The 22,983-nt window shown below is 52.1% G+C and carries 24 protein-coding genes and 1 tRNA gene; 2 read left to right on the top strand and 23 right to left on the bottom strand.

Features of this window, described 5'->3' with window-relative positions; all coding sequences use genetic code 11:
• Positions 1-483: 483 nt before the first annotated feature.
• The 20 genes from Q3Y58_RS17190 to Q3Y58_RS17095 form a co-directional block, all read right to left on the bottom strand.
• Positions 484-1,596 carry an acyltransferase family protein gene (locus Q3Y58_RS17190; RefSeq protein ID WP_319623100.1) on the bottom strand — a complete coding sequence of 371 codons (1,113 nt, stop codon included), beginning with the start codon at positions 1,594-1,596 and terminating at the stop codon, positions 484-486.
• A gap of 158 nt (positions 1,597-1,754) precedes the next feature.
• The gene (locus Q3Y58_RS17185; RefSeq protein ID WP_319623099.1) at positions 1,755-2,243 is read right to left on the bottom strand and encodes a phage virion morphogenesis protein; all 489 of its coding nucleotides are present in this window, start codon (positions 2,241-2,243) and stop codon (positions 1,755-1,757) included.
• Positions 2,244-2,371: 128 nt separating this feature from the next.
• On the bottom strand, positions 2,372-3,643 hold the full coding sequence (locus Q3Y58_RS17180) for a PBECR2 nuclease fold domain-containing protein (RefSeq protein ID WP_319623098.1): 1,272 nt from the start codon (positions 3,641-3,643) through the stop codon (positions 2,372-2,374).
• A gap of 74 nt (positions 3,644-3,717) precedes the next feature.
• Positions 3,718-5,313, bottom strand: coding sequence for a DUF935 domain-containing protein (locus Q3Y58_RS17175; RefSeq protein ID WP_319623097.1), 1,596 nt, complete (start codon positions 5,311-5,313; stop codon positions 3,718-3,720).
• Positions 5,310-6,950, bottom strand: coding sequence for a phage terminase large subunit (terL, locus tag Q3Y58_RS17170; RefSeq protein WP_319623096.1), 1,641 nt, complete (start codon positions 6,948-6,950; stop codon positions 5,310-5,312). Before terL ends, Q3Y58_RS17175 begins: the two co-directional genes overlap by 4 nt.
• On the bottom strand, positions 6,947-7,450 hold the full coding sequence (locus tag Q3Y58_RS17165) for a DUF1804 family protein (protein ID WP_319623095.1): 504 nt from the start codon (positions 7,448-7,450) through the stop codon (positions 6,947-6,949). Before Q3Y58_RS17165 ends, terL begins: the two co-directional genes overlap by 4 nt.
• On the bottom strand, positions 7,451-7,657 hold the full coding sequence (locus Q3Y58_RS17160; RefSeq protein ID WP_102866748.1) for a hypothetical protein: 207 nt from the start codon (positions 7,655-7,657) through the stop codon (positions 7,451-7,453).
• Positions 7,654-8,073, bottom strand: a complete 420-nt coding sequence (locus Q3Y58_RS17155; RefSeq protein WP_319623094.1) for a 3TM-type holin — start codon at positions 8,071-8,073, stop codon at positions 7,654-7,656. The genes Q3Y58_RS17160 and Q3Y58_RS17155 overlap by 4 nt, the downstream gene beginning before the upstream one ends.
• Complete coding sequence (locus Q3Y58_RS17150) at positions 8,070-9,302, bottom strand: N-acetylmuramidase domain-containing protein (RefSeq protein ID WP_319623093.1); 1,233 nt, start codon at positions 9,300-9,302, stop codon at positions 8,070-8,072. The genes Q3Y58_RS17155 and Q3Y58_RS17150 overlap by 4 nt, the downstream gene beginning before the upstream one ends.
• 82 nt (positions 9,303-9,384) lie before the next feature.
• Positions 9,385-9,795: a hypothetical protein gene (locus tag Q3Y58_RS17145; RefSeq protein WP_319623092.1), complete on the bottom strand. Its 411-nt coding sequence runs from the start codon at positions 9,793-9,795 to the stop codon at positions 9,385-9,387.
• Positions 9,788-10,000, bottom strand: a complete 213-nt coding sequence (locus tag Q3Y58_RS17140; protein ID WP_319623091.1) for a hypothetical protein — start codon at positions 9,998-10,000, stop codon at positions 9,788-9,790. The genes Q3Y58_RS17145 and Q3Y58_RS17140 overlap by 8 nt, the downstream gene beginning before the upstream one ends.
• Positions 10,001-10,402: 402 nt before the next feature.
• Positions 10,403-10,807 (bottom strand): gp16 family protein, encoded by a 405-nt coding sequence (locus Q3Y58_RS17135; protein WP_319623090.1) that lies wholly within the window; start codon positions 10,805-10,807, stop codon positions 10,403-10,405.
• Between the two features lie 9 nt (positions 10,808-10,816).
• A complete protein-coding gene (locus Q3Y58_RS17130) occupies positions 10,817-11,446 on the bottom strand; it encodes a DUF3164 family protein (protein ID WP_319623089.1) in 630 nt (209 codons plus the stop codon).
• Complete coding sequence (locus tag Q3Y58_RS17125) at positions 11,436-11,786, bottom strand: hypothetical protein (protein ID WP_319623088.1); 351 nt, start codon at positions 11,784-11,786, stop codon at positions 11,436-11,438. The genes Q3Y58_RS17130 and Q3Y58_RS17125 overlap by 11 nt, the downstream gene beginning before the upstream one ends.
• Positions 11,787-12,027: 241 nt before the next feature.
• Entirely contained in the window at positions 12,028-12,612 is a 585-nt protein-coding gene (locus Q3Y58_RS17120; protein WP_319623087.1) for a helix-turn-helix domain-containing protein, read from the bottom strand.
• Positions 12,609-13,379 (bottom strand): ATP-binding protein, encoded by a 771-nt coding sequence (locus Q3Y58_RS17115; RefSeq protein ID WP_319623086.1) that lies wholly within the window; start codon positions 13,377-13,379, stop codon positions 12,609-12,611. Before Q3Y58_RS17115 ends, Q3Y58_RS17120 begins: the two co-directional genes overlap by 4 nt.
• Positions 13,380-13,410: 31 nt before the next feature.
• Positions 13,411-15,672, bottom strand: a complete 2,262-nt coding sequence (locus tag Q3Y58_RS17110) for a Mu transposase C-terminal domain-containing protein (protein WP_319623085.1) — start codon at positions 15,670-15,672, stop codon at positions 13,411-13,413.
• Positions 15,669-16,124: a hypothetical protein gene (locus tag Q3Y58_RS17105; protein WP_319623084.1), complete on the bottom strand. Its 456-nt coding sequence runs from the start codon at positions 16,122-16,124 to the stop codon at positions 15,669-15,671. Before Q3Y58_RS17105 ends, Q3Y58_RS17110 begins: the two co-directional genes overlap by 4 nt.
• Positions 16,121-16,315: a hypothetical protein gene (locus tag Q3Y58_RS17100; RefSeq protein ID WP_319623083.1), complete on the bottom strand. Its 195-nt coding sequence runs from the start codon at positions 16,313-16,315 to the stop codon at positions 16,121-16,123. The genes Q3Y58_RS17105 and Q3Y58_RS17100 overlap by 4 nt, the downstream gene beginning before the upstream one ends.
• Complete coding sequence (locus Q3Y58_RS17095) at positions 16,312-16,632, bottom strand: helix-turn-helix domain-containing protein (protein WP_319623082.1); 321 nt, start codon at positions 16,630-16,632, stop codon at positions 16,312-16,314. Before Q3Y58_RS17095 ends, Q3Y58_RS17100 begins: the two co-directional genes overlap by 4 nt.
• Positions 16,633-16,860: 228 nt before the next feature.
• Between Q3Y58_RS17095 and Q3Y58_RS17090 the strand changes: the two genes are divergently transcribed.
• Both Q3Y58_RS17090 and Q3Y58_RS17085 read left to right on the top strand, forming a co-directional pair.
• Positions 16,861-17,568: a S24 family peptidase gene (locus tag Q3Y58_RS17090; RefSeq protein ID WP_319623081.1), complete on the top strand. Its 708-nt coding sequence runs from the start codon at positions 16,861-16,863 to the stop codon at positions 17,566-17,568.
• A 450-nt stretch (positions 17,569-18,018) separates the two neighbouring features.
• Positions 18,019-18,095: transfer RNA gene (locus Q3Y58_RS17085), tRNA-Met, on the top strand.
• 109 nt (positions 18,096-18,204) lie between these two features.
• Here the strand turns inward: Q3Y58_RS17085 and Q3Y58_RS17080 are convergent.
• The 3 genes from Q3Y58_RS17080 to Q3Y58_RS17070 all read right to left on the bottom strand — a co-directional run bounded on the left by Q3Y58_RS17080 (position 18,205) and on the right by Q3Y58_RS17070 (position 22,947).
• A complete protein-coding gene (locus tag Q3Y58_RS17080) occupies positions 18,205-18,780 on the bottom strand; it encodes an ImmA/IrrE family metallo-endopeptidase (RefSeq protein WP_319623080.1) in 576 nt (191 codons plus the stop codon).
• Positions 18,773-19,129 (bottom strand): helix-turn-helix domain-containing protein, encoded by a 357-nt coding sequence (locus tag Q3Y58_RS17075; RefSeq protein WP_319623079.1) that lies wholly within the window; start codon positions 19,127-19,129, stop codon positions 18,773-18,775. Before Q3Y58_RS17075 ends, Q3Y58_RS17080 begins: the two co-directional genes overlap by 8 nt.
• Before the next feature lie 1,025 nt (positions 19,130-20,154).
• Complete coding sequence (locus Q3Y58_RS17070) at positions 20,155-22,947, bottom strand: bifunctional aconitate hydratase 2/2-methylisocitrate dehydratase (protein WP_319623078.1); 2,793 nt, start codon at positions 22,945-22,947, stop codon at positions 20,155-20,157.
• Positions 22,948-22,983 lie beyond the last annotated feature (36 nt).

The raw sequence follows: 22,983 nt of genomic DNA, 5'->3' as shown, positions 1-22,983 counted from the left end.
AATAGTCTTCGTTTAAGTGGTCGCTGCCACTTCGAAGTTGGCTAAACACCTATACCGATAAATCCTCGTTAAAACGACTGTACTACGCACAACTGCCATATGCTGCCTTTAAGACGTGGGTTGATGATAGTCGCTTACAGCTTTCTAAGTTACCGCAGAGTACAAACTACAAAAGATGAAAAAACATCTCACTTGGGTCTCACCAGGGCCAATTTTAACACGCGGTTGTCTTTCGGATAACAATCGGAAGCAAAACCAACACCTCTGCTACAGTCAGGCTTTTGCCGCTGCCCCTCTCGCGAAGAAAAGTAATTTTGATTGAACCGTGCTTTTAATGCCCACTTGAAATCGATTGCCCATGGTCAGATGCACATTAGTACTACCGAAGATGCCGTAAGCCTATGCGCGCTCTACCCGGTCAGCGAAAGTATTGGAGAAGGCTTATTAGAAAAGAACTTGTGCGATTTATTCATACTGAGAAAATCATCTGGAATTTTTCATGTACCTTGTAGCGGCTGAAGCAATTTTTACGCGTACCTTTTTAATAAAGCTATTCAAACGCTCCTTACTATTCAATGCTGGGATCTCTATGAATCTTCGACTTGCCACCGCCAACACGGTCGATACACCTAGTGACAGAAGCATAAGACAACCGAAATCCACCGTTTCGTAAAACGCGTAACTTAGAGCTTGCTGAATAGGGAAGCCATAAATATAGATGCCATAAGATATATCTGGCAAATCCTTTAGGTGGTTTGTGTAGGGAATTCTTACAAATGCTAGGTAGAAAACTAGGTATGGCAAGCTAATTCGTTTGGCCCATTCTGAAAATCCAAAATTCAAACCAGCGACATAAAGCATTAAACAAAACATTGCGACTATGATTGATTTGGGAATTCGTTTTTCATTAATAAATAAAATTCCACCCATTGAAAAATAGTAGCCTAGCGATAAGTAATTGTACTTTTCTTCAGCAATTTTTTTTATTAGTTCAATGTTGGCTACAGTTCCGAATAAAAGAATAAAGCAAATAAAGAGCAAGCCGTATGAAATTTTGTCTCGTGAAACACCAAAAAACCTGCAAATCCCAATAAAAGCGCCAAATGCAATATACATTCGAACTTCAACTTCCATCGACCAAAGTGAACCGTTCACCGCGTGTTGGTAAACATTTCCTCCAAAAACACCTGGCAGATCATATTGTATCGAAAACAACAGTGTGTTTCGGCTGATGTAATTCCAGACTCTGTCACTTAGTAAATAGTCCAAGTAACTTAGCGTTGTAACACTAGTTCCGATCACAAGAGCGCAGAAAATGGCGCAGATAAACGCGGCGGGATAGAGCCTTAAAACCCGTGAAACAATAAAGGATTGCGCCGATTTACTCATAAATGCGGAGCGAATAATCAACATGCCACTGATTACGAAAAAGGCCTGAACGCACAAGCCGCCCAATCCAATCAACTCATTCAGATAAGCACCAATCTGATCTTGTCCAGCGAACAAAGCATAGGAATGTGAAACGATGACACCATATGCAAAAACTAATCTAAGCAAATCGAAGTTATTGTTTTTTTGTTGCCAAACGTCATGCATTTTGTTTAGATCTCGCTAAAAGCTGAAGTGCATATGCACTCTTTCGATTAGCTTGCGAAGTCAATTAGGGACTAAGATACTCCACACATATTCTGAAATTAATGAGAGCACTTGAAAGGCCTGAGCAGCTTTCCGTTGCAATAGAAAAGTCCAAGCTCTCATCCGAAATACCCCTCCAGCGTTTCCCTCACCAAATCCTCATCTCCGCGTCCGATGCCGATGTATGGCCGCGCGGGGATGGTAACGCCCTTGGACAAGACAACTCCGCTCTTGCCAAAGGGAATTGCCAGAAACGGCACCCGGCGCGGCTTGATGGTCGCGCCATACTGGTTGGCCCAGACCTTGGGATGGTTGAGGTTGGTGCCGACTTCAGCTTTGGTCGCTGACGTGGTCTTGTGAATGGAGCGGAACAGTTCCCCGCTGTCTCTGAGCATACCGGATCCAGATTGTCGGTTCTCGAGTGTGATGGGATGCAAGCTCGGCCACTTGGAGCCGTCAGGTGCTTGCTCCTTGCGAATACGCTCTCGGGTCTCATCAAGCAGCACTTCACCGATGATATCGTGAACCACGTTTGTATCTGCAACGCGCTCTGCAAGCCGAGTGACGCTGCGCTCAAAATCATTGCTGTCGAGAATAAGAGAGATCATTGAACCTCAGGCCTTTCGGGCTTATGTTGAGAGTGAGTGGTGACAGCGCTTTTGGTGTATGAACAGCGGCGATGGCTGTATCTTAAAGACCAGAAGGGCGGCGGCCGACACGCCAGACAGTTCGCCCATCACTCGTTTCTTCCAGCTCTTCTGTAAAGCAACGCCCCCGAACGGTGGTTTTCAAGATACTTGGGACGCGGGTTTCCTGTTCCATTGACTGGTGTGAACGCCGTCTGCCCCTCCCAACCTTTTCGGGTATAGCTGAACGAGATGAACCCCGCAGCATCTTCAAAATAGCGAAGATAGCGGCGTACCAGGATGATTTCTCCAAGCTCGCCCGTGCTCCAGTCCACCCAGATCTCGTCTGGATCCGATAGGGTTGCGGCCAGATAGGTCATGTAAGCCTCACGGCCAAACTTCTTTACCTTCCACGCCCCCGTGGCACTCTTGAACAAGGCCTCGGAAACCACGAGGACGTGGCCGGCTTTATCCCGCACCAGCTTTGGCTTGCCTTGTTTTGCCCCAAACGGGCTCAAGAACGCATCAACATACTCACGTTCTGAAAGGTCTGGTGGCATGCGCTCCAGTTTCGGAGCCGGAGCGGCGATCTCGCCAAGTTTTGGCAGGTCGGGTTCTGGTTTGGGTTTAATCCGGGTTGTTTTGATGGAGCCGGTTGCATCGGAAATAAGATCTGGCAGTGCCGGTTTGGGTCTGAGCGGTTTTTGTAGCTCTCTCGGCACCAAGACGTCCGACCAAGTCTGCCCTGGGGCATACCCCCAGCCCATACCAACGTCCTTCGGGTACTCGATCATCTCACCAGTGGCGGGATCCCGTGTGATGATCTTTGTGATGGCGGGGGACTGATCCGGGGCCTGTTTGCCCAGGCGTTTCAGCTGGGCCTTAGAGATCGGTCGAACCCCACATGAACACAGCCAATCGTTGGGCGGATAGTAGACATCCCACCAAGGGTCGGTAGCAGGCAGGATCAACCCATCCCATGCCTTGTGCGATGCCCGCGCTTGTACCGGAACCCGCTCATGTGCGTGAACGTACTGCCAATATGGGAAGACCTTGAGCGTCGCAGGCTCGCGCATCTGCTTGTAGCGCCCGGCGGCATAGGCTGTTTTCAGATTGGTTTCATAGATCACCCGTGCCCGCCAAAGCCGTTTGCCCTTATGGTCCCAGCCGTGGCGTTTTACGATTTCGTCGAACTTGTCGAGAAAACCGGGATGGTAGATATCGTTCTTGTCCAGCCAACCCTTCAGAGGGACACCCTTGCCAATGGCATCATCAATGGCTGTGCGGAAGTCTTCCAACAAGGCGTCTTTGGTGGCTCCGGCTACAACAAAGGCACGATCATGCGCCTGGTGCAGGTGATCGGTCCAAGCCTGGGAAGGCAAGTTTACCTTCTGGCGATAGAACTCAAGGGCTTCTTCAAAGGGAGCTGCAAAACTAATGCTTTGATCGCGCGTTTTCAGTTTTTTTTTGAGCCGTTCTCCTTTGAGATGTTAACGACACCGGTTTCGTCAATAACCTCCAGTCGGCCTATTGCTTCCGCCACTGCCAAACCGTCCCCAATCAGGCTACCCAGTGGATCGGCGGAGAAAAGCGGATAGGCTTCAAGGAGAGCGTCGGAGGCCTCTTGATAGGTGCCCGCAGCAGAAACCGTCTCTCTGATCTTGTCTATCCAGTCATGAACCTCTGGTCCTGCCAGTTCCTCCAATTGGCGCGTGAGTTCTCCCACTGGGTGGGGGTCTCCTTCAGCGAAGTCTTGTGTGTCAGATGGGCCTTTATCCAACGGCGCATTCATCTGCACAGGCGTTACATTGACGCCCGCCAGGTCACTCAACCAATCAGCTACATCCTCGGGTTCAAAGCCCTCACGGCGCATGCGGCCCAACATCTCCAGCCCCTTCTTCTGGCGGTCATGGCGCTTGCTCTTGTGTTCCTCGTCAAGTTGTTCGTTCTTTGGACGTGGCCGCCAGACTTGCGGCGCGCTTTGGCCAGGCCAGTTGAGCTCCACAATCCATCGCAGGAGTGTGGCATTCAGGGTTTCAGATAGAGCGTCCGCATCATCATCAACCAAAGCATCGGTCTCATCGGCATGGGTCTGGCTGGCAGCTCTTGATCCTTGCCCCTTTACGCCTGTGGCAAGGGTTGAACCAAGCACGACTTCGCTGGTTTGTTCATCCCAGTAGCGCACCCACGCTTCGTAGCCCGCTTCACCAGCTCTGGTCGCTTCGAGAAACTCCACTTCTGTTCCAATCGGAGCAACGAGCGCACCTTGCGAGACCATCTGCTTAAGCACGCCCAAAAGCTTGTCCTGTTCCGGCTTGGAAGTGCCATGTGCATAGCGCCCAAATGGAATTGGAGAGGCGAATTTGTCCATGAACTTCATCCAGAAGCTCACGCCCTCTCGTTTGAAGAGCACGTGCCAGAACAGCACTGAGCCCAGCCCGTGGCCATAGGGGTTGTTTCCCGCTTCATCAAACCGATGCACGATGAATTTGCGCGGTGGCAGAGCTTCGCCTTCAAAGCCGCTCGTTAAGGTGAGTAGACGCGGGTTCCAGTCACGGTCAAAAACAAAGCGAGACGGGTCAACATCCTTGATTTCGATGGGAACAATAAGCCCATCCTTTCGACCCCAAACGATCTCCGCAACCGCAAAGCCCTTGAGAACCGCCTTCAGCAGCCGCTTGCAGATCCTGTCGAAAGGCAAGTCCTTCAAAATGCCAGTTACGCTCTGGGCAATTTCCAGATCCTTGGCGTTTTCGCTCGCGGGCTCCACATTCCATTCCCGGCGAGTGACCTTGCTGATGCGTTTGTTGATTGTGGTACGCGCGCGTCCATCCTGCATGACCTCATCATAGAGTTTGAGGCCCTTTCCGCGTCCTTTGGCATCGATTGTTGGATCCTGAGGCACCAACACATCTGAGTAAAACGGAACGGTGATATCGTTTTGAGCCGTTGCGATCAGCTTGCTACTGGCGCGGGGCAGCCTTGCGACCTTTGCCTGGTCGGTCTGCGTTGATGCGTTGGTACGCCGTGTACGTTTGTTCTTGCGGCTCATAGGCGGTATCCTCCAAGCGGGCTGGCTGAGGGGAGCGGTGCACTGCTGATCGTCGTGGCGCTCAACGTGGTGAAGGCCATGGAAAGAGTTTGCGTCCAGAGCATTTCAAGACAGTCAGGGCCATCATCATGGGCCGCATTGGGCCACTGCTGCAGTTGTTCGATCAAAGTCTGGTGGGCCTTGTTAAAGCGGATCAAACCGGCCGCGACTGGTGGCTGCAGGCGTTCAATGCGCAAGTTCTTGTCGACAATGGGCGTTACCGGAAAGCATGGCATGGCCAGACCAGCTTTAGCGGCTGCTTTCATCAAGTCTGTGCGTAGCAGCTCCTGAAACTGGACAGTCTCAACGAACCAAGCCTGACAATCATACAACCGTTGCAAAGCGATAGCGTCTTCAATGATCATGTCAGGCAGGCGTTTGCGAATGGATGCTTCCACCACGTCCAGAACCTGTGTTTCCCGGTCAAACCCCGCTATCAAGATCGCGCTCGGGTCTCGGTTCTTGTTGTTCTTGCCAAGGGAGGGATCGATCGCCCCAAAATGCAGCCAGTCGCGCTTCATCTGAACATAGTAGACGAGCGAGCGGAACGGATTGTCTTCGCTCATTGGCTTGTTTTGGTACTCGCTCTCGAAAGCGGAATGAGAAGCCGCACGCTCTTTCATCAGATAGTCGAGCGGATGAAGTTCCGGCCAGTTCAGGACGGCTCCTTCATTCATCATGGCCGAGTGTGCAGAATAAAACGCATCAGCCGCCAGCTCTCCATCATTAAGATAGAGCTCTTCCCATTGGTCCCACAGGTCCATCCGGTCGGGCCACTGTAATACGGCTTGATACTCGGCCACACGCCAACGCGGCTTCTTCGCGAACCGAACGATGACCGCATCAAAATGCAAAACTGTCCCGGCATAAAGTACATCCATACGCCCGTCAGCGGAGCCGAGTTTCAGAACAGCCTTTTCAACCCAGTTTTCGAGCTTCCTGCGCTGCTTTGGGCTCTCCACGTTCTCGTCGTTTTCAATGTCGTCCAGGATCACGAGATCGGGACGAAACGGCCCGTGCCGCCGTCCTCGCAACTTCTTGCCGGTACCAAAACCTTCCACTTTGATGTTGTTGCGGGTGATCAAATCACCTTCGCGCCAAGTTCGGCCTTGTCCACATATCTCCGGGAAATCATAGGTTAGACGCGGGTTGTTCTCCAGTTCGGCCTTCAGAGCTTCAATCATGACAGCGGCCTGCTCAAAGGCATCCATGATCAGCATGATGTAATGCTTCAGACCAAGCACGATGCACCAAAGCGGGAAGATCAACGAGACGTGGGTGGATTTGGCTGATCCGCGCGGCGCAGTAATCAATTCACGGCGGCCGTTTTCGTCCAGGACGATTAGCGGCAGGTTTGCATAAAGGTCCAGATGCAGCTTGCTGGGAGGGCTTGTAAGGTAGTGCGGGAAGTAGGTCTCAGCGAAAAAGCGATAGCCCGTTTCCGGATCCGCGACCTTCGCAATCCGTTGTGCGCGGGCTTTGTCGTCAACCGGAAATGCGTCCACCTCAAGATCGATTTTTTGCCGAAAGGACACCGCCATTTCGGCCAAGGATTTTTTAAAGTCCTTGGCGCTGAGAGCTGCTCTTCTCTCAATCATCCATAGACCTCCGCCAGGTGCTCACCAAAAGGCTCCAGCACTTCCAAAAAATCTTCCGCATGCGATGGGTGGTGTTTTTGAATAAACACTCCAAGTCGGTGAAGAACGTCCTGGGCGACACCCAACTCTGAAAGTTTCGGAGCTACCCGGCCAGCAGACGAGACCATTTTGTTGAAGGCATCGGAAAGAGAAGCCATCATTTTCACACGATCGTCAGGAGCAATTTCGCTTTGTTTTATTTGCTCAATAGATGACTGAAACAGCACTACAAAGTCTTCAACGACCGAGGTAACCACGGCTTCAAGGCCATCGCCAGCAAGCATATTCGCCGAACGGGCTGCATCCCAATCATCGCCTGCCGCCTTAGCTGCATGTTTCCAGCGCCGGATGGTGCTTTCAGACACACCAAGGCCGAAGGCTATCGTCGGAATTGCCTGACGCTCAAAAATGAACTTGGAGCGCGCTTGCCGTTTCTGCTCGTCTTTTGACGCCTTCTTCATTTAAGCCCCAATCTTGCCCTTGATGATGGCAACACCGACTGAGACCACGGAAGCCGTCACTGCTGAGTTCAGAAAGTTCTTTTGTTCAACGGCGCGCAAACGCGTGTCCTGCTTTTCCTGACGCGCTTCAACACCATCCAGCTTCTTGTCGATGCCTTGCAGCAGGCCCTCAATCCGGCCAAGACGGCTATGGATTTCTTCGTTCATTTGGTTCTCCGGGATGTCATGCCCCGCACGGCCTTTTCGAAGGGACGAGTGAGAAAGTAGGCGCCGACAATCCATCCGGCCCAGGAGTTGAGGGGTTCGGGAAGCGAGGCAACGTTCCATTCAAACTGAAAGATGCTGTCTACAACGATCGCCCCCGACCAGAGCACGATCGGCCATGCAAAGGCGGGACGGATCATTGCGGTCACCCACCAACCTTGTTCTGCCAAAACGAGATCGCGAGCCGAACGTCTTGCCTCCAGTTCAGCTTTGATTTCGCTGGCCGCCAACTGTGCGCCGATACGGTCGCGCTCATTTTGGGAACTGGCGCGCGCTTCCAGATGCTTCAGCACGCGGTCAAGTACGTTGCCGCCCAAAAAGCTCAAGCCTTTTACTGCAAGAGACAGGAGTACGCTCATCCCAAATGCCTCCAGTTCTGAGCATCTTCGAGCCGCCGCTGCTTGATCTGTCGCGCCAGATATACAACGCCCAATCCAACAATGAGGAGGATTAGCCACTGGTTGTCCGTCATCAGTTTCAAGAGTGGGGAGAGCTTTGAGCGCAAGGATGCAAGTTGATCTGCTCCGGTCCCAATATGGGCAAAAAAACTTTCTGCCTTCTCTTCAAGTGCGCCAACGCCAACTCCGGTTCCAAGCAGCAGTTGCCCGATACGCGTCAAGCCGTCAGCTTTTTTGACGGTCACCGAACCTGTTTTGCGAAGATCGCGGAGAGATAGGTCTTGCCGAGCTTCCCCCTGGCGCTGAGCAATCGGCACAGCCTTTTCTAACGCCGCTTCAGTCGCCTCACCAACAATGCCATCAGGACTTAGCCCATAATCGCTTTGGAACGCTACAACCATTCGCTTGGTTGCTGGTCCGAAGTCGCCATCTGCACGGCAGCTATACCCCAACTCCGAAAGACGGGTTTGTAGAGCTTTGACGCGGTAGCCTGAACTCCCCATGCCGAGCAACTTCTCGCTGACCCTGCTTGTTCTTGTAGCTCCTTCCTGAATGGCAAAATCATAGTGAGCACCCGCAACACGATTGTATGCGGCTTCAAGCAGAGCAGCGTAATGGTCAACTTGGCCTGGGCCGTTATAGATCCGTGCAATCGATCGCCAGTCCTTTTTGCGCAGTGCCGCGCTTAACCCCACGCTTTCGAGAAACATTACAAACGACGTAATCTGATTGTCGCGCGATTGCGCCAAGTGAAGCACGAAGTCCTGAACCCGTGCAAAGCCACATAGCTGGAAGTTGAAACCCATGATCTGAGCAAGGCCATAGCTGCAAGCCTTCAAAGCTGCGGTTTCGTCAATCGCCGCCATAGCTGAGAGACGGTCCCACCGTGCATCAGAGCCTGCTGAACCAAGCCCCTTGTAGTTGGCGCTCTTCCATCTTTTGCTGGCAAGGCCCATTGCGATGGCTTGGGTGCGTTTGGCTTTTGGCAGTTCACGAAAGAATATGTGCTTTTCAGGAAGAAGGACTAAGCGACCCTCTTCATCAAACGGAGCTCCCTTGCTTTCTACTTCAAGGACCGCTTGCAGCGCGGATAGCTCGCAGCCAAGCCGTTCAGCTCCTTGCTTTAGCAAATGGGTGCCAGAGGTACGCTCGCCATTCATGCGGCGTAATTGTCGGATGATAGAAGACATAAGGCCCGCCTCAGATCGTCAGTACTGAAGCGAGCCTCATATTTTTTCAGGTTCTGTGCGACGGAACTGTTCCGCTCGGAACTCACAAGTCTCTCTTGAGGAACTCTTCAAGATCAATTTGTCTGTCATCGACTTTGCGTGGACGCGGTAGCCGTTTTCCAGAGAGCAGATTACGGACATGGCGTTCCGAGACATTGAGCGTCAAAGCAATATCGATAGTGTTCTGACCATCCTGTGCCATTTGGCGGGCAATCTTGCGTGTGTCCAACCGGTCTGCATGTGTTGGGACGTAGAGTTTGTTACCAGCAAAATCAGCGATAAGCCGCTCCGCTTTGTCACGACTGATGCGAGAAAGCGGATTAGCCTCGCTCCATCTAGCAGGGACCTTTACCTCCACACCAGGGAGTTTCGTCAATAGCTCCAAGGCGACATCTTCACCGCAGATCTCGTAGACGTCACGCATATCCTCGGTAAGCTGGTGGGTATCAACCATGTGCGCCACCCGATATCACAGTAACGACCTTCCCGTTGGCAAAAACATAGCGCACATCATTGCGCAAAAGACCTGCGGCACCAGCTGTCAAAGCGGTTTCCGTCTCAGCATGAATCAGATTGCGAACCGCACTGACATCAATGTCCAGAACACGCTCCATATAGCGCAGTACCGCGTGATCCGTTACCGGGTGAAGGTCATGCATAGATGCCTCCCAAGGTTGCAGTTGAGGCTAAGCGATGATTGAATAACTCGAGCAGTTTTCCTTTCACCACGGGGTGTTTACGATGAGATATCCATGGGCAGTCGCAGCGTGCCTGCTCGCCACAACCGTTTACGCGCAACCAGCAAGTCTTGAACCTTGGCAGGCAAAAGCGCTCGCAACGGTTCTTGATTACAAACGAGTTGAAACTGCGCAATGGAACGCACCAGATCAGTTGATGCTCAAATCTTCTGCGGCGGGTATTGCTTGGAATACTGTCCTGGACCAAGCGTTTTGCAAGACCAGTCTTTCTGATCTCTCGAAGCCAGAAGGACACGAGTTTACAATTACAGTTTTTCATAGCAAGACCATGCAATTTTTGGGTGCAGCTCGCTGTAAGTAACCTCATCCCGATAACCTCCCTTCGATCTCTTTGAGTGCTTCAATCAAGGGGTTGGCTTGCGCATATGTCAGCCACTCCGGGTTATCGACACCGCATCTTGCTCTCACAAAAACGCGCAGCGCGTCTTTATATGGCGCGTTCCAATACCCCAGTTCATCAAGTCTCTTAGCCAGAGCGTATAGTTTACGCACATAGGCTTTGTTTGAAGCAGGGCGGAAACTCCCGCCCTGCTTTTTATTGGTCCATCCAACGCGCTTGAACTCCGTAACAACGCGCAGACGTTGTGCTTCGGTAAGATCCTTCGCACTGCACTTTCCGGTTACCCGAAATAGAATGGCTCGGTAGCTGTCCTCATCCAGCGCCAATTCCTTCTTTGCAATATGGATTTGAGCAAGATAGCGACTCACCTTTGCCTCCTAAACCGCTGCAAGATCAAGCGAGATCGGGGTTTGCGTGCCTGTCATCGGATCCCGCTCGTAAATCCGCAGGTATGTCTTAGAGCCAGTGACCCGCACAGCATCCGAGATGGCATCCATGGCTCTTTGCCAGTTTTCATCTTCAATATTGGAGCGGCGTAGAGCCAGAACTCGGGAGGTCGAAATCTTGCCTTCCTTGTCCACCTGGAAGGCATCATCTACCAGGACCTGCAAGTTTTGGTTGGCTCCTTCGCTCCATTTGCTAATACACTGGTCGATAAGCGACTTCGCGGCTTCCAGTTCAGGGCCGAAACTGATGTGCTCTGATATCGCCACCTGAACGGCCAGCGTTCCGTCATAGGTTAGCAAGGTCATGTTGCCCTTCTTGCCGCCTCGTTTTGCGCCGTATTTTTCTGCGATCAGATCGCGAAAGGCCTGCACATCCCCAGGCGCATCAGATTTGAACTTGGCAAGCGACCGATTAAGGTGCCGTGCCGTGCCAACGATTTGTCTAACCAAGGCATCTTCTTCTTGATGCTCGAGCTTGATTGTATCCAGCGGTACATAGGCACCTTTGGGGTTCTTCCAGTAGCCTTCGGGTATGGCCATAGCGTTGGTCTCAAGTGTCATTTTCTGTTCCTTTCAGGTCTGACTTTGGGTCCCGGCTAATGACCGGGAATGGCATTATCTTGGGATCGTCGAGGTGCTGTGGCTCAAGCACCTGGGCTTTGCTTCTTGCAAGGCGCTCCAACTGCTCGGCTATTTCACTGCTGATCTGCAGAGAGCTCGCAATGAACTCATAGGTCTCTGGCTCCATAGGCTCTGCAGGCCGGTGAAGAATGAACAACGCTCGCAGTTCTTTCAGCATTTCACTGAGCATGTAGCCTCTTGACTGGCGCTGGCCGGGTTCATTGGGCAGCGCCGACATGCTGTCCAGTGTCGAAGAGCCTCTGGATCTGATGTGGGGCATGGGCGTTCTCGAAACGCCGCGCAATCCTCCTGCGCAATGTCTTGGTGGAGGTGAGGGCAAAGCACCCTGTCGCAGAAGCATTCAATGGCTCTGGCTTCAAACCGGTCGATCCGCCCGCCGTTTGCCTCCAACCTTCCTGTCAGATAAAGGCTTACTGCTGTACGGGAGACGCCCATCTTGGAGGCAACGGCCTGCTTGCTTCCAAGCCTACGCACCTGATCCTCAAGTATGCGAGTAACGCTCATCTGCATGGCACCACCTCACCGAGATTGTGATCGAACATGACGTTGCTACCGGGGCGCAAAACAGGCGCAATCGGCCCAGTGTCATTGAGCAACTTCCAGCGTTTGTACCCATTGGACGTCACCTTGGTACCAGCCATGCGGCGTGGCATTTCGAGAAGATAACCGTGCTTCGTCAGCGCCCGGATATAGCGGTGCAAGTTGTTTGCAGCTGTTTTTTCTCCTCCGGTCTGAACGACCATCATTAGGTCAGGAACCGTGAAGGCATCCCCCATCCGCATTATGTTCCAGGCGCGCTGTCTCAGTGTATTGCGCTGAGGCTTACGGCGTTTGCCTCGATCCGGCTTGATAGGGCCGCTGGTGAGTTGGACACCGTTTCGGACAGCTTGCTTTCCAGCGTCGGTCAACCGGTAGCAGCCTGCCTCGACGCGTTCTGCTAGACCGCGAAAAATCAGTTTGGTTGCTCCTTTGGAGATTTGATGGCGCGAGAGGTCGAGTGCCTCATCCAGTTCATCCATGGTCCTGCACGCACCATCTCCTAAACTGTAGAGAATGGTTGTGGGGATTTCGCCAGGAAGCATCATGCCAGCACCTCCGGCACATTGATTGGGCGGTTGGATGTTCGATCGTTGATAATGGTAACGCCCACCATGTCGGCCATGGTCAGGCCCCCTTCGCCTGGTGGGTTCAACAGTCCGTGGCGCTCGATATTGGCAATGGCTTCCAGAATTTCGCGGTTAAACCCGCTTGAAACCTTATGCACGAACTTCAGAAGGTCATCGGCCACCGGCACTTCGCAGCGTCCCCTAAGCAAGGCTCGCACATCCTCTTCAGAGCACTTTTCAAACCGCACTTTTTGGGAAACACGGGAAGCCACCTGAGGAAACCGGGTCAGGTTGTCGTTCACCTTGCCCATGCCCACCAGAATGACCGGAAGCTCGATCATGTCGGAGATATCGCGAATGGTTTCTAAAATGGCGGACTTGTTTGAAATGTGGTCAGCTTCATCAATAACCAATCCAAAGGTGCGCCCCTCAATGCCCGCTGATTGCTGACGTCCCGCCAGTTCTTCCAGAGCTTTGCGGTACTTTTTCTGAAAAGCGTGAGGCGGATGGACACGCAAGGTCTCCAGCAGCTCGTTCATGAACCATGAAGGGGTCCATTCCTTCTTGGCCCGCAGGTAAATAGAACCGGTCTGGGCCACCCACTTGCGCAAGGTTGTGGTCTTACCAAGGCCCGGCAGTCCGTCCACGACCACCAGACAAGCCTCTTGGGCACCGCGTTCATTGAGCGCTGTTAGCGCATTCAAAAAGCGGTTCACGTTAGAGGTCTTTACAAATTCATTCCGCATCTGATATTTCCTATAATGCTTGAAGGGTGTGCTAGGCGGCGGCACGGAGGAGGTTTCGAAGGCCCTCCATGTCGATGCCAAGCGCTTCAAAAAGATCCAGATAAGTCCTGTTGGTGAGACATCCCGACAGGATTTTTTTGTCCTGTTCGGTCATCTTCTCAGGGTTATCGAGGACCCAGCTGGCAAGCTCTTCCTTGGACTTAAATACTGGCCTGCCTGATCGAGATATTGGTTTGGGAGCCGGAACAGGTTCCGGTTCTGAAATGGAAACCACGTTGGTCTCGGCCTGAGCCGGCTGCATAACAACGCCAACCAGTTCATCGTCATTGGGCTCCTCAAAGCCGGGTGCTGAGGAATAGACTTCCATGGGCTGCTCACCGGAATACTCCAGCAGGAAGCCCGGACGCTGGTCCTGTTCCACGCGCCGCAACTTGTCCTGCAGCCGCTTCCTTGCCGCATCCGCCTTTTTCTCGCGGGCGCTTTCAATGACGGGCTTTGGAAAGTAGGCCTCGCTGTTGCCTTCGAACTTGGCTGTGCAGATCAACGCGCCCGGCGTCTCAATTCCGTCTACGAAATCCAGCTCCCGAACCCAGACTTGGCCAGCATCCAAGATGTCATAGCAAACCATGACCTCTTGGCGATCATAACGCTCCAGCTCCAGCGCGAAGTAGCGGTTCTTCTCGACGGTAACGAGCCCGCGGGAGACCTTGCGGCGCATTGCCGGGCGGGACAGATCATCACTGTCTTCACCGCTGAGCCGCACCGCCTGAAACCCGTTTGCCTCAAACTGCGCCCAGTATTCATTGGGCGACATATGACGCTTGTTCTTGGTGATCGCATCACGGGTCTCCGGCAAGCCGGAATGCGGGCGGTCATTGTAATACTGCAATGCCGCGTCAAAGACCTTCAGGAACTGGTCCCAGCTGATGAGCAGCTCGGAAGAACCTTGTTCCTTTAGGTCATTCTTGATCGTTTTGTGCAGCTTCAGTGCCGCCTCCCGGTCCAGATCGCGCCCTGCATAACTTGGCAGGGTCTTGGCAAGGCGGGTGTAAACTGAGCCATTGAAGCGTTCTATGATCCCCCGAGCCTGGGAGTTGTAGGCGCGGCTGTGCTCCTTGTGAGTGCCGAGGCGCGCAAGCATACCCACGGCAGCGTCATCAAGAAGAAGGTTTTTATAGCCTTTGCCGTTGTCGACGTAGAAGATCGCCGCCACACCTGCTGCCCTACTTGCGTTGCGCAGTGCTTCAGCCACGTCATAGGCTTTCTCTTTCAAGCCAATTGAGTAACCAACGCACTTACGCGTCGCCACATCCAGAATGGTGGTTATCTCAGGTCGGATCGGGTTGCCTGAAAAAGGATGAGCTACAAACGCATCGAACGTTTTACCGTCAGCTGTGTAGATATCGGTAGGCTCAAGGCCTTCCGTGGATCTGCTGACATAGACCTTGCGCGCTTTAAGCGCCAAGATCCCTTCGCGCCCTTTAAAGGCGGAGATTGGATCGGCTTTCTTGAGCTTTGCCAGATAGCGTTTTACCTGGTCATAGCTTGGTGCCTTGGAAGGATCCGGCAGGCTCGCGCGATAAAGATCCAGTGCCAGCGCAACAGTCGGTTTGCGCGGATCGGCATAAAACTTCAAAAAGCCCGGAGCCCATGCGTATCGCGATGAGTTCAACTGATCCTGTTGGCGTTTGCCAGGAATGAGGCCCGCAAAGCCATTTGCCCTGAACGCTTTACGCCAGTTGTAGATTGCGCGGCGAGAAATGCCTTTGCCCTTGTCTTTGGCGTTGCGAACCAGCTGCAGCAGATGCTCCTCATCTTCAGTAAGCACGTCCTGATCCAGCAACACCTTCACTTTGGCTACGAGACCAAGGACTGCCTTGTCATAAGACATGCCACGCACCACAAGTTGCTCGACCATTTGAAGGATCTGCTTTCGTGCTTCCGCAGACTTGCGCTGACCTCCGTCGGCTTTTGCAAGTTTGACTTGCTCGGATGCGGGCGAATTTATCTGCACTGAGGGCAGTCCAGCGTTAAGGCGCTCGATATTGAAACGGGCATCTAACGCTTTCCGTGCAGGCTCAGGTAGCAGGTCTATGTGATATTCCCATCCGCCACCGCGGCCTCTTCGTCTGCGGGCAAGTGAAGTGGATTGCCAATTGTTGCGGTTTGCCGCCAGTTGAACCGCGCGCTCTGTTTCAGGCATAGATGGCAAACTCAAGTCCGCGTATTCCTTGGCCGTGAACCACGAACGCTGACCGCCGTTTTCTGCGAGGGCTGGAACAGTTCCAGTCATTTCTTTCCCCTCCATTCACGGTCAGCTTGTTGGATCATTCTCTTCAGCCTGAGTTGGGCTTCTTCCATAAGCTCACGCTCGATTAGCGGTCGGTACTTTCGGTCCACCACGATCATGTCCGTTCCGGTAAGGAGCTCGTTAAGCAGTTCTTTTGAGTTTAGAACTGCAACCAACGCCATTAGGCGGTAGGCCGATATATTGCTGCTTTCGCGCGCTTCACTGGCCCAGGCATCCAAACTGTCCCGGCGAATGGCTTCGCCAAGCCGATCCGATAGAGCGGCAGCAACTTCTTCTCTCGAGCGACGGTCGGTCCTCAGAGCTTCTGAAAGTGCACGTGCTACTTTTGCTGGTAGAGATGCTGCCCGCACTCTGTCGGGATCAAAGCGTGCCTCCACTTTGGGAGGCTGCCAGCTCAGCAGATCTCCTGTATGTTGGCAGCGACGGGTCCTCATGAGGCAACTCCCGTTCGATATGCCATGACGATCACACACAGCGCCCAGACCCATGTAGAAAGTGCAATGCATACTGTGGTGATGGCGACGATACTGGCGAGGTCTTTCAGGTGATTGTCATTGCTGCTGCCGTAATCAAAGCGGCGATAGAACTTCAAGGCAGCAGGTACTGTGAGGCCAGACCATTTCATGCTGCAGCCTCTGCCGTACGCTGTCCACTATCAGACGGAACACGGTTTTTCTGACTAGCGCTTGGCCCATGTTTAGCGCTATCGTATATCACATGAGGGGAGCGTTTCTTGCGATTGGGCCACAACTCCTGAACGGAAATACTGAGATATTTGGAGATAATATCCGCACCGCGACCTGTGCCAGTATCCAGAGCCTTGGTCAGCGTGGTACGGTGCATACTTTCTCTGGTCGCAATCTCAGTTAGGGTCCAGCCTTCTCGGTGAAGCTCTGCTTTGATTGAATGTTTGTCCCAAGTGCGGGGCTTGCGTTTGGCCATTGGATCTCCTCCGAAAAGCGGACTGTTGCAGCAGCCGCTTTTTTTTCACCGCGCAATTCACCTTGGTGGTTTGCGCTCGTTGGTAACGAATGAAGATACTGTAACTCCATTTATGGAATTTTCAATTCCATTATTGGATTTCGGAGTTGTTTAAAGCTCTCGGATGATGCGCTCGGGCGCAACTATTTGGTTTTAAACGATTAATGGCAAACTCCGAAATGTGGATACATGTCCGAAGTCTTGTTCGGAGTTTTGAAATTGAAGTCCGAAATTGAAATTGCCTTTCAGCAGCGCATGAAGGACCTGATTTCGAAAACAGGCAAGGATCCATTCGTTTGGGCGAAGGAAGCAGGAATTCCTGGTGCCACTTTCAACCGAATTTGGAATGAGGCCAAAGTTCCAAAATATGACCATCTAATTCGGATATCGGAATTTGCTGGCGTTTCTCTGGATTGGTTGCTACTGGGCAAGAATTCGAAGCCAATCATCGGCTTGGCTCAACCGGGAGGTCATGAATTTATCACCATACCAAGAGTCGACGTTCGATTGGCCGCAGGTACTGGCGCACTGAACGGAGACCATCTGGAAAAGGTGGAGGAGATACCGTTTACCCGGGAGTTTTTAGGCGGCAAGTTGGGAAGAACTTCGCAGGAGGGGTTAATCATTCTCACCGCGCAAGGGGATAGCATGGATCCCCTTATCGCAGATGGTGACTTGGTGATGATTGACCGCAAGCGAAATGAACTTTCGGATGGGATCTACGCATTCGTTTTGGGTGGAATGGCGCGAGTAAAGCGCTTGCGACCTACCGCCCTCGGCGATCTTGAGCTAATCAGCCAAAACCCAGAATACAAGGATGAGCTGCTCAATCGGTCTGATTTGGAAGACTTTCATGTAATCGGCAAAGTCGTCTGGTGCGGGCACCGCTTCAGCTAGTTGGGCCTGCGCATTTTTGCGCGCTCTATGCACAACTTCGCGCCCTTATTGACCATAAGCCACGCAGTGTTGTGCAAAATGGTTTTTTATCCCGAAATTAGCATTATTTAACGTTTTCAATGGGTTCGTAAGAATTAACCCAAATTTTCACCTGTGCAGAATAACAGTCCCCCCCACAACAAACTCGCCCGCCTTTCAAGACGTGAGCCCACACCACGGCGGAGCCGCTGGAATTTCACAGGATTGAATACAAATGGCCGTTCAAAAAGGTCACAAACAAAACTTCTCGACCCAGCAAAAACCGCGCAAACCTGCTGTTTTTAAAAGTTTTTTCACAAGCCGGGCAATTTCCACAAATCTTGGCGAAGAAAGCTTGACGAGTTCACTCAAGAGCCTTATACACCCCTCACACAGCGCGACGGCGACACGCCGAAACACAGCGCACCGGATGGCGGGGTAGCTCAGTTGGTTAGAGCAGCGGAATCATAATCCGCGTGTCGGGGGTTCAAGTCCCTCCCTCGCTACCAAATTTTCTTTTAAATTTCAGAGTAATAGATATTAGAGCCGCTATGCGTTTGTGCGCGTATTGGGCGCTAGGTGCCGTTTGGGTCCCGAGAAATGAAAAATGCTTTTCTTTTATCGGCGATATATACGCCTGATATTGCTCGCAGCGCGATATGCATCCGTGACCTGCACACGATACTTTAGCAGTTCCTCACTTACTCCATATTCTTGTTGCACATCGGCCAAAGATATTGAATTTAGAACGATGTATATCGCAGCTTTTTTAGGAATTAAAAGCGCAGCTCCCAACCATTTCGCTTCATCTTCAATGTGCTTATCATATGCTCTTTCTCCACTAGGCTTGATAGGAGCTGATAATGGATGACCTAAAATAACATGAGCTAATTCATGAGCGATATTTGAGTTCTGTCTTCTTTGATGATGATAGTCGTTGTGCACTATTTCCTTGTAACTACCATCATTCAGAATGAGCCCAGAAAACGTACTTTCTTCACAATCTCGCCAATAATCCTTAACATCCTGATCCAAACCTGGATGCGTAGATAGTTCTCTAACTGGAATACAAAGATGCTCAGCTAAAATTCTTGGGCATAGAGGTTCATGAGGCTTTTTTCCAAGTTCCTCTCTGAAAAGAGTCGCATAGTTTTCCGCTTCAGCCTTAAAGCCGTGCCTAAACCCCTTACTCACGTCTTTTCCTCAACTCTTTATATAAAGATGATACTGTTCGCTCCAACATGATTGCCGCTTCTTCACCGAGTTCCTTATCAGCTCGAAGTAAAGCCGTGATTTCAGCAAGTGTCTCAGGCCTTTCTCGCAACCCTTGATCTGCAATATAAAACTTTTTCACATCTATTCCAGACCAACTTGCTAATGCTGCCAATGTGTCAACATCAGGCCGTTTTCCCTGCCCCATTCTGGTAAGAGTCGAAGCTGAGACCCCAGCTTTGTCAGCAAGCTTCTTCCACGTTATGCCGAGAGAAGTTCTATGGGCGTCAAGGGCTGAATAAAAGCCCTCAGCATCAAAATAATTCGACATGTGACCTCCAATTGCACTCTTGCAATTTTATTCGAATCGATTATGTTTTAGTTAGATTGCAATCTAGCAATCGATTTTCATAAGTGCAAATGGAGATACCATGGCACGCTACTATGTGAATAAGAAGGCTCAAGCTAACGGTGACCACGAAGTCCATCAGGAAGGATGCTCTTGGATGCCGAGCGCTGAAAACCGAATCTATCTAGGACAATTCCTCTCCTGTAGCGGAGCGGTCCAAGAAGCGAGAAAACACTTCACGCAAGTCAACGGGTGCTACTATTGCGCTAACGCTTGCCACACATCATAAGGAGACTTTCTATGGCCACTAATCCTCCCAAAGGCGATGGACACCGCAACGGGGCTGTTCGCCAACGTTCGCAAACCCAAACACCTTCAGGAAACTGGGTGAAGAGGGATGCAAACACAGGCAAATTTTTAGACGTCAAAACATCGAGCAAAACGCCATTCAAAGGCGTTCGCAAGGAAAGATGAGGAAATGAGTGGCTGCGAGCATTTTAGAGTCGCCCGCAGCCACAATCAGTTTATCAACATCGCCCTCGCCTCCTTCTCCCCGGCGGAACCTTTGACACAACTCCACGGTGCACGCGGCTTATGAAGTTTCGCCAGTTCGGGGTGCTTTTTGGGGTCACGGGCAGCGGCTCGTAACTTTTTGGGGGCTTCAGGCGGATCGAGTTTCAGTTCGGCGCGGAGCTCTTGAGCGTGATGATATCGGTCATAGATCGTCTCCTTCTAAGTTCAAGACGATCTATCCAATAAGACGACCAAATCGGCCTTGTCAGAGAAAACCCAGATCAGCGAGAGCGCAATTTCACGATTGCCTCAGCACAGGGTGCAATGATCTCCCGGCCCCTCTCGCTCAGCGCCGAAACTGCCGATCCGATTTTTGCAGTGATGGCATCTCGGATAGACCAGCAACGAAACCAACCAGCCTGAAAACAAAAAACGCTGGCGCGGGATCTAACCCCTCACGCCAGCGTTTGTCTTATAGGATCATGGTTTCAATCTTAGAAGTGAACTGACTTGGCGTCCAAAGGCTTTTGCAGTGGAGGCGCGAACTTGGTCAGGTCGATCCCTTCCACGGCTTCCTTGTACTCCTCAATAGTTGGTGTTCTGCCCAAAATGGCGGAAAGGACTACAACCGGGGTAGAGGCCAGCAGAGACTCGCCCTTCTTGTCATCGGAATCTTCCACTACGCGGCCCTTGAACAGACGCGTGGAGGTTGCCAGCACGGTATCACCTCGGGCGGCCTTTTCCTGGTTGCCCATACACAGGTTACATCCTGGACGCTCCAGATACAGAATGTTCTCATATTCGGTACGTGCAGTGCTTTTTGGCGCCGCATCGTCGAACTCGAACCCGGAATACTTCTGCAGCACGTCCCAGTCGCCCTCTTCCTTCAGCTCATCGATGATGTTGTAGGTCGGAGCAGCAACAACAAGCGGCGCGTTGAACTCCACCTTGCCCTTTGCTTTCTCTAGGTTCTTGAGCATACCGGCCACAATCTTCATATCGCCCTTGTGCACCATGCAAGAGCCGACGAAGCCGAGGTCGACCTTCTTCTCACCACGGTAGAAGGAAACCGGGCGGATGGTGTCGTGGGTGTAGCGACGTGACACGTCCTCGTTGTTGACGTCCGGGTCGGCGATCATAGGTTCATTGATTTCATCCAGATCAACGACGACCTCCGCAAAGTACTTCGCATCAGCGTCAGGCTTCAACGCTGGCTTCTCACCGGATTTAATCTCGGCAATGCGCTTGTCCGCCTTGTTGATCAGACCTTGAAGAACTTGCGCTTCGTTATCCATGCCCTTGTCAATCATCACCTGAATACGCCTCTTGGCCAGCTCAAGAGAACCAATCAGCGTTTCGTCATTGGAGATACAGATCGAGGCTTTTGCCTTCATCTCTGCAGTCCAGTCGGTGAAGGTGAAGGCTTGGTCGGCCAGCAGCGTGCCAATATGCACTTCAATCACGCGGCCCTGGAAGACGTTGTCGCCATGCTGCTTCAGCATTTGGGCTTGCGTTGCATGCACCACATCACGGAAGTCCATGTGCTCGGCCATGGAACCCTTGAAGGTTACCTTCACTGATTCCGGAATGGGCATGCTTGCCTCACCAGTCGCCAGCGCCAGTGCCACAGTGCCGGAATCTGCACCAAACGCCACGCCCTTGGACATGCGTGTATGGCTATCGCCGCCAATGATGATATCCCAATCATCAACGGTAATGTCATTCAGCACCTTGTGGATCACATCGGTCATTGCATGATATTCACCCTTGGGATCGCGGGCTGTAATCAGGCCGAACTTGTTCATGAACTTCATGAGCCGAGGAATATTTGTCTGCGCCTTCAGATCCCAAACAGAGGCCGTGTGACAGCCAGACTGGTACGCACCATCTACAGTTGGAGAAATGACGGTAGCCGCCATAGCTTCCAACTCCTGAGAGGTCATCAGGCCCGTTGTGTCCTGAGAACCGACGATGTTTACCTTCACCCGCACGTCGGAGCCTGCATGCAGAACCTTGCCCGGTGTAGAGCCGACGGCATTTCTGTTGAAGATCTTCTCAACGGCAGTCAGGCCCTGACCTTCATGGGAGATTTCTTTGGAAGGTGCAAAGACCTGCGGTGCTTCAACGCCAAGTGTTTCGGCCGCAAATGTCTGGAGTTTCTTGCCGAACACGACAGCGTAGGAGCTGCCAGCCTTCATGAACTCAACCTTCTGTGGGGTGAAGGCAGAGGACACATCAACCAGTTCTTCGTCGCCGTCTTCGCTGAGAAGCTTTTTCGTCTTGGTGTTGATCTTGAACACAGTTCCAGTCTCAACGGAGTACTTCTGCTCCAGAATCGGGCTGTCATCATTGTTCAGGATTGGCTTGCCATCTGGCCCCAGCTTTTTCACCCAGTTCTTGAGGTCAATGCCGATACCACCAGTCACACCGACGGTTGTCAGGAAGATTGGAGAGATGCCGTTGGTTCCAGCGACAACAGGCGCGATGTTGACGAACGGTACATACGGGCTGGCGGGCTTGCCAGTCCAAAGCGCTACATTGTTAACACCGGACATGCGGGAGGACCCAACGCCCATGGTGCCCTTCTCAGCTACGAGCATGACGCGCTTGTCTGGATGCTGCAACTTGAGCGCTTCAATTTCTTTTTGCGCCTGTTCGGAAATCATGCACTTTCCGTGAAGCTCACGGTCAGAGCGAGAGTGTGCTTGATTGCCCGGGGACAAAAGGTCGGTAGAGATATCGCCCTCAGCAGCGACATAAGAAACGACCTTGATCTCTTCTTCGACCTCGGGAAGTTTCGTGAAGAACTCTGCCTTTACGTAGCTCTCGAGAATGTCCTTTGCGATTTCGTTGCCCGCCTCAAAAGCTTCCTTGAGCCGGTCTGTGTCGGCATCATAAAGGAATACCTGTGTCTTCAGGACCTCGGCCGCCTCATTTGCAATATCAGCATCATCACCCAGAGCCAGGTCCAACAGAACTTTAACTGAAGGACCACCCTTCATGTGCGACAGCAGCTCGAATGCAAATGCACGTGAGATTTCCGCAACAGCAACATCACCTAGAATGATCTCTTTGAGGAACTTGGCTTTTTCACCTGCAGCGCTGGTGGTGCCAGGAAGAGTGTTATAGATGAAGAACTTCAGAGAGTCTTCGCGGTGCTCATTCCCGGCATCCTTGATCTGCGCAATAAGCTCACTGACCAACGCGCCATCGTCAATCGGCTTGGGGTTTAGGCCCTGTTCTTTGCGGCTTTCGATTTCTTCCAGGTAGGCGGTGTATAGACTCATGATCATCCCCGAAAACTCGTGTTGGTCTTTTGTTCA

The sequence above is a fragment of the Nesiotobacter zosterae genome, assembly GCF_033843645.1.
Classification (GTDB): domain Bacteria; phylum Pseudomonadota; class Alphaproteobacteria; order Rhizobiales; family Stappiaceae; genus Pseudovibrio; species Pseudovibrio zosterae.
This window is presented reverse-complemented; position numbering and strand designations above follow the sequence as displayed.

Coding starts and splice junctions, on each gene's coding strand:
- Q3Y58_RS17115 (WP_319623086.1), bottom strand. CDS start 13,379: ATGCGGAATGAATTTGTAAAGACCTCTAACGTGAACCGCTTTTTGAAT.
- Q3Y58_RS17130 (WP_319623089.1), bottom strand. CDS start 11,446: ATGACACTTGAGACCAACGCTATGGCCATACCCGAAGGCTACTGGAAG.
- Q3Y58_RS17100 (WP_319623083.1), bottom strand. CDS start 16,315: ATGAAATGGTCTGGCCTCACAGTACCTGCTGCCTTGAAGTTCTATCGC.
- Q3Y58_RS17105 (WP_319623084.1), bottom strand. CDS start 16,124: ATGAGGACCCGTCGCTGCCAACATACAGGAGATCTGCTGAGCTGGCAG.
- terL (WP_319623096.1), bottom strand. CDS start 6,950: ATGATTGAGAGAAGAGCAGCTCTCAGCGCCAAGGACTTTAAAAAATCC.
- Q3Y58_RS17075 (WP_319623079.1), bottom strand. CDS start 19,129: ATGTCGAATTATTTTGATGCTGAGGGCTTTTATTCAGCCCTTGACGCC.
- Q3Y58_RS17140 (WP_319623091.1), bottom strand. CDS start 10,000: ATGCATGACCTTCACCCGGTAACGGATCACGCGGTACTGCGCTATATG.
- Q3Y58_RS17125 (WP_319623088.1), bottom strand. CDS start 11,786: ATGCCCCACATCAGATCCAGAGGCTCTTCGACACTGGACAGCATGTCG.
- Q3Y58_RS17165 (WP_319623095.1), bottom strand. CDS start 7,450: ATGAAGAAGGCGTCAAAAGACGAGCAGAAACGGCAAGCGCGCTCCAAG.
- Q3Y58_RS17150 (WP_319623093.1), bottom strand. CDS start 9,302: ATGTCTTCTATCATCCGACAATTACGCCGCATGAATGGCGAGCGTACC.
- Q3Y58_RS17090 (WP_319623081.1), top strand. CDS start 16,861: ATGTCCGAAGTCTTGTTCGGAGTTTTGAAATTGAAGTCCGAAATTGAA.
- Q3Y58_RS17070 (WP_319623078.1), bottom strand. CDS start 22,947: ATGAGTCTATACACCGCCTACCTGGAAGAAATCGAAAGCCGCAAAGAA.
- Q3Y58_RS17110 (WP_319623085.1), bottom strand. CDS start 15,672: ATGACTGGAACTGTTCCAGCCCTCGCAGAAAACGGCGGTCAGCGTTCG.
- Q3Y58_RS17095 (WP_319623082.1), bottom strand. CDS start 16,632: ATGGCCAAACGCAAGCCCCGCACTTGGGACAAACATTCAATCAAAGCA.
- Q3Y58_RS17145 (WP_319623092.1), bottom strand. CDS start 9,795: ATGGTTGATACCCACCAGCTTACCGAGGATATGCGTGACGTCTACGAG.
- Q3Y58_RS17190 (WP_319623100.1), bottom strand. CDS start 1,596: ATGCATGACGTTTGGCAACAAAAAAACAATAACTTCGATTTGCTTAGA.
- Q3Y58_RS17120 (WP_319623087.1), bottom strand. CDS start 12,612: ATGATGCTTCCTGGCGAAATCCCCACAACCATTCTCTACAGTTTAGGA.
- Q3Y58_RS17185 (WP_319623099.1), bottom strand. CDS start 2,243: ATGATCTCTCTTATTCTCGACAGCAATGATTTTGAGCGCAGCGTCACT.
- Q3Y58_RS17155 (WP_319623094.1), bottom strand. CDS start 8,073: ATGAGCGTACTCCTGTCTCTTGCAGTAAAAGGCTTGAGCTTTTTGGGC.
- Q3Y58_RS17160 (WP_102866748.1), bottom strand. CDS start 7,657: ATGAACGAAGAAATCCATAGCCGTCTTGGCCGGATTGAGGGCCTGCTG.
- Q3Y58_RS17175 (WP_319623097.1), bottom strand. CDS start 5,313: ATGAGCCGCAAGAACAAACGTACACGGCGTACCAACGCATCAACGCAG.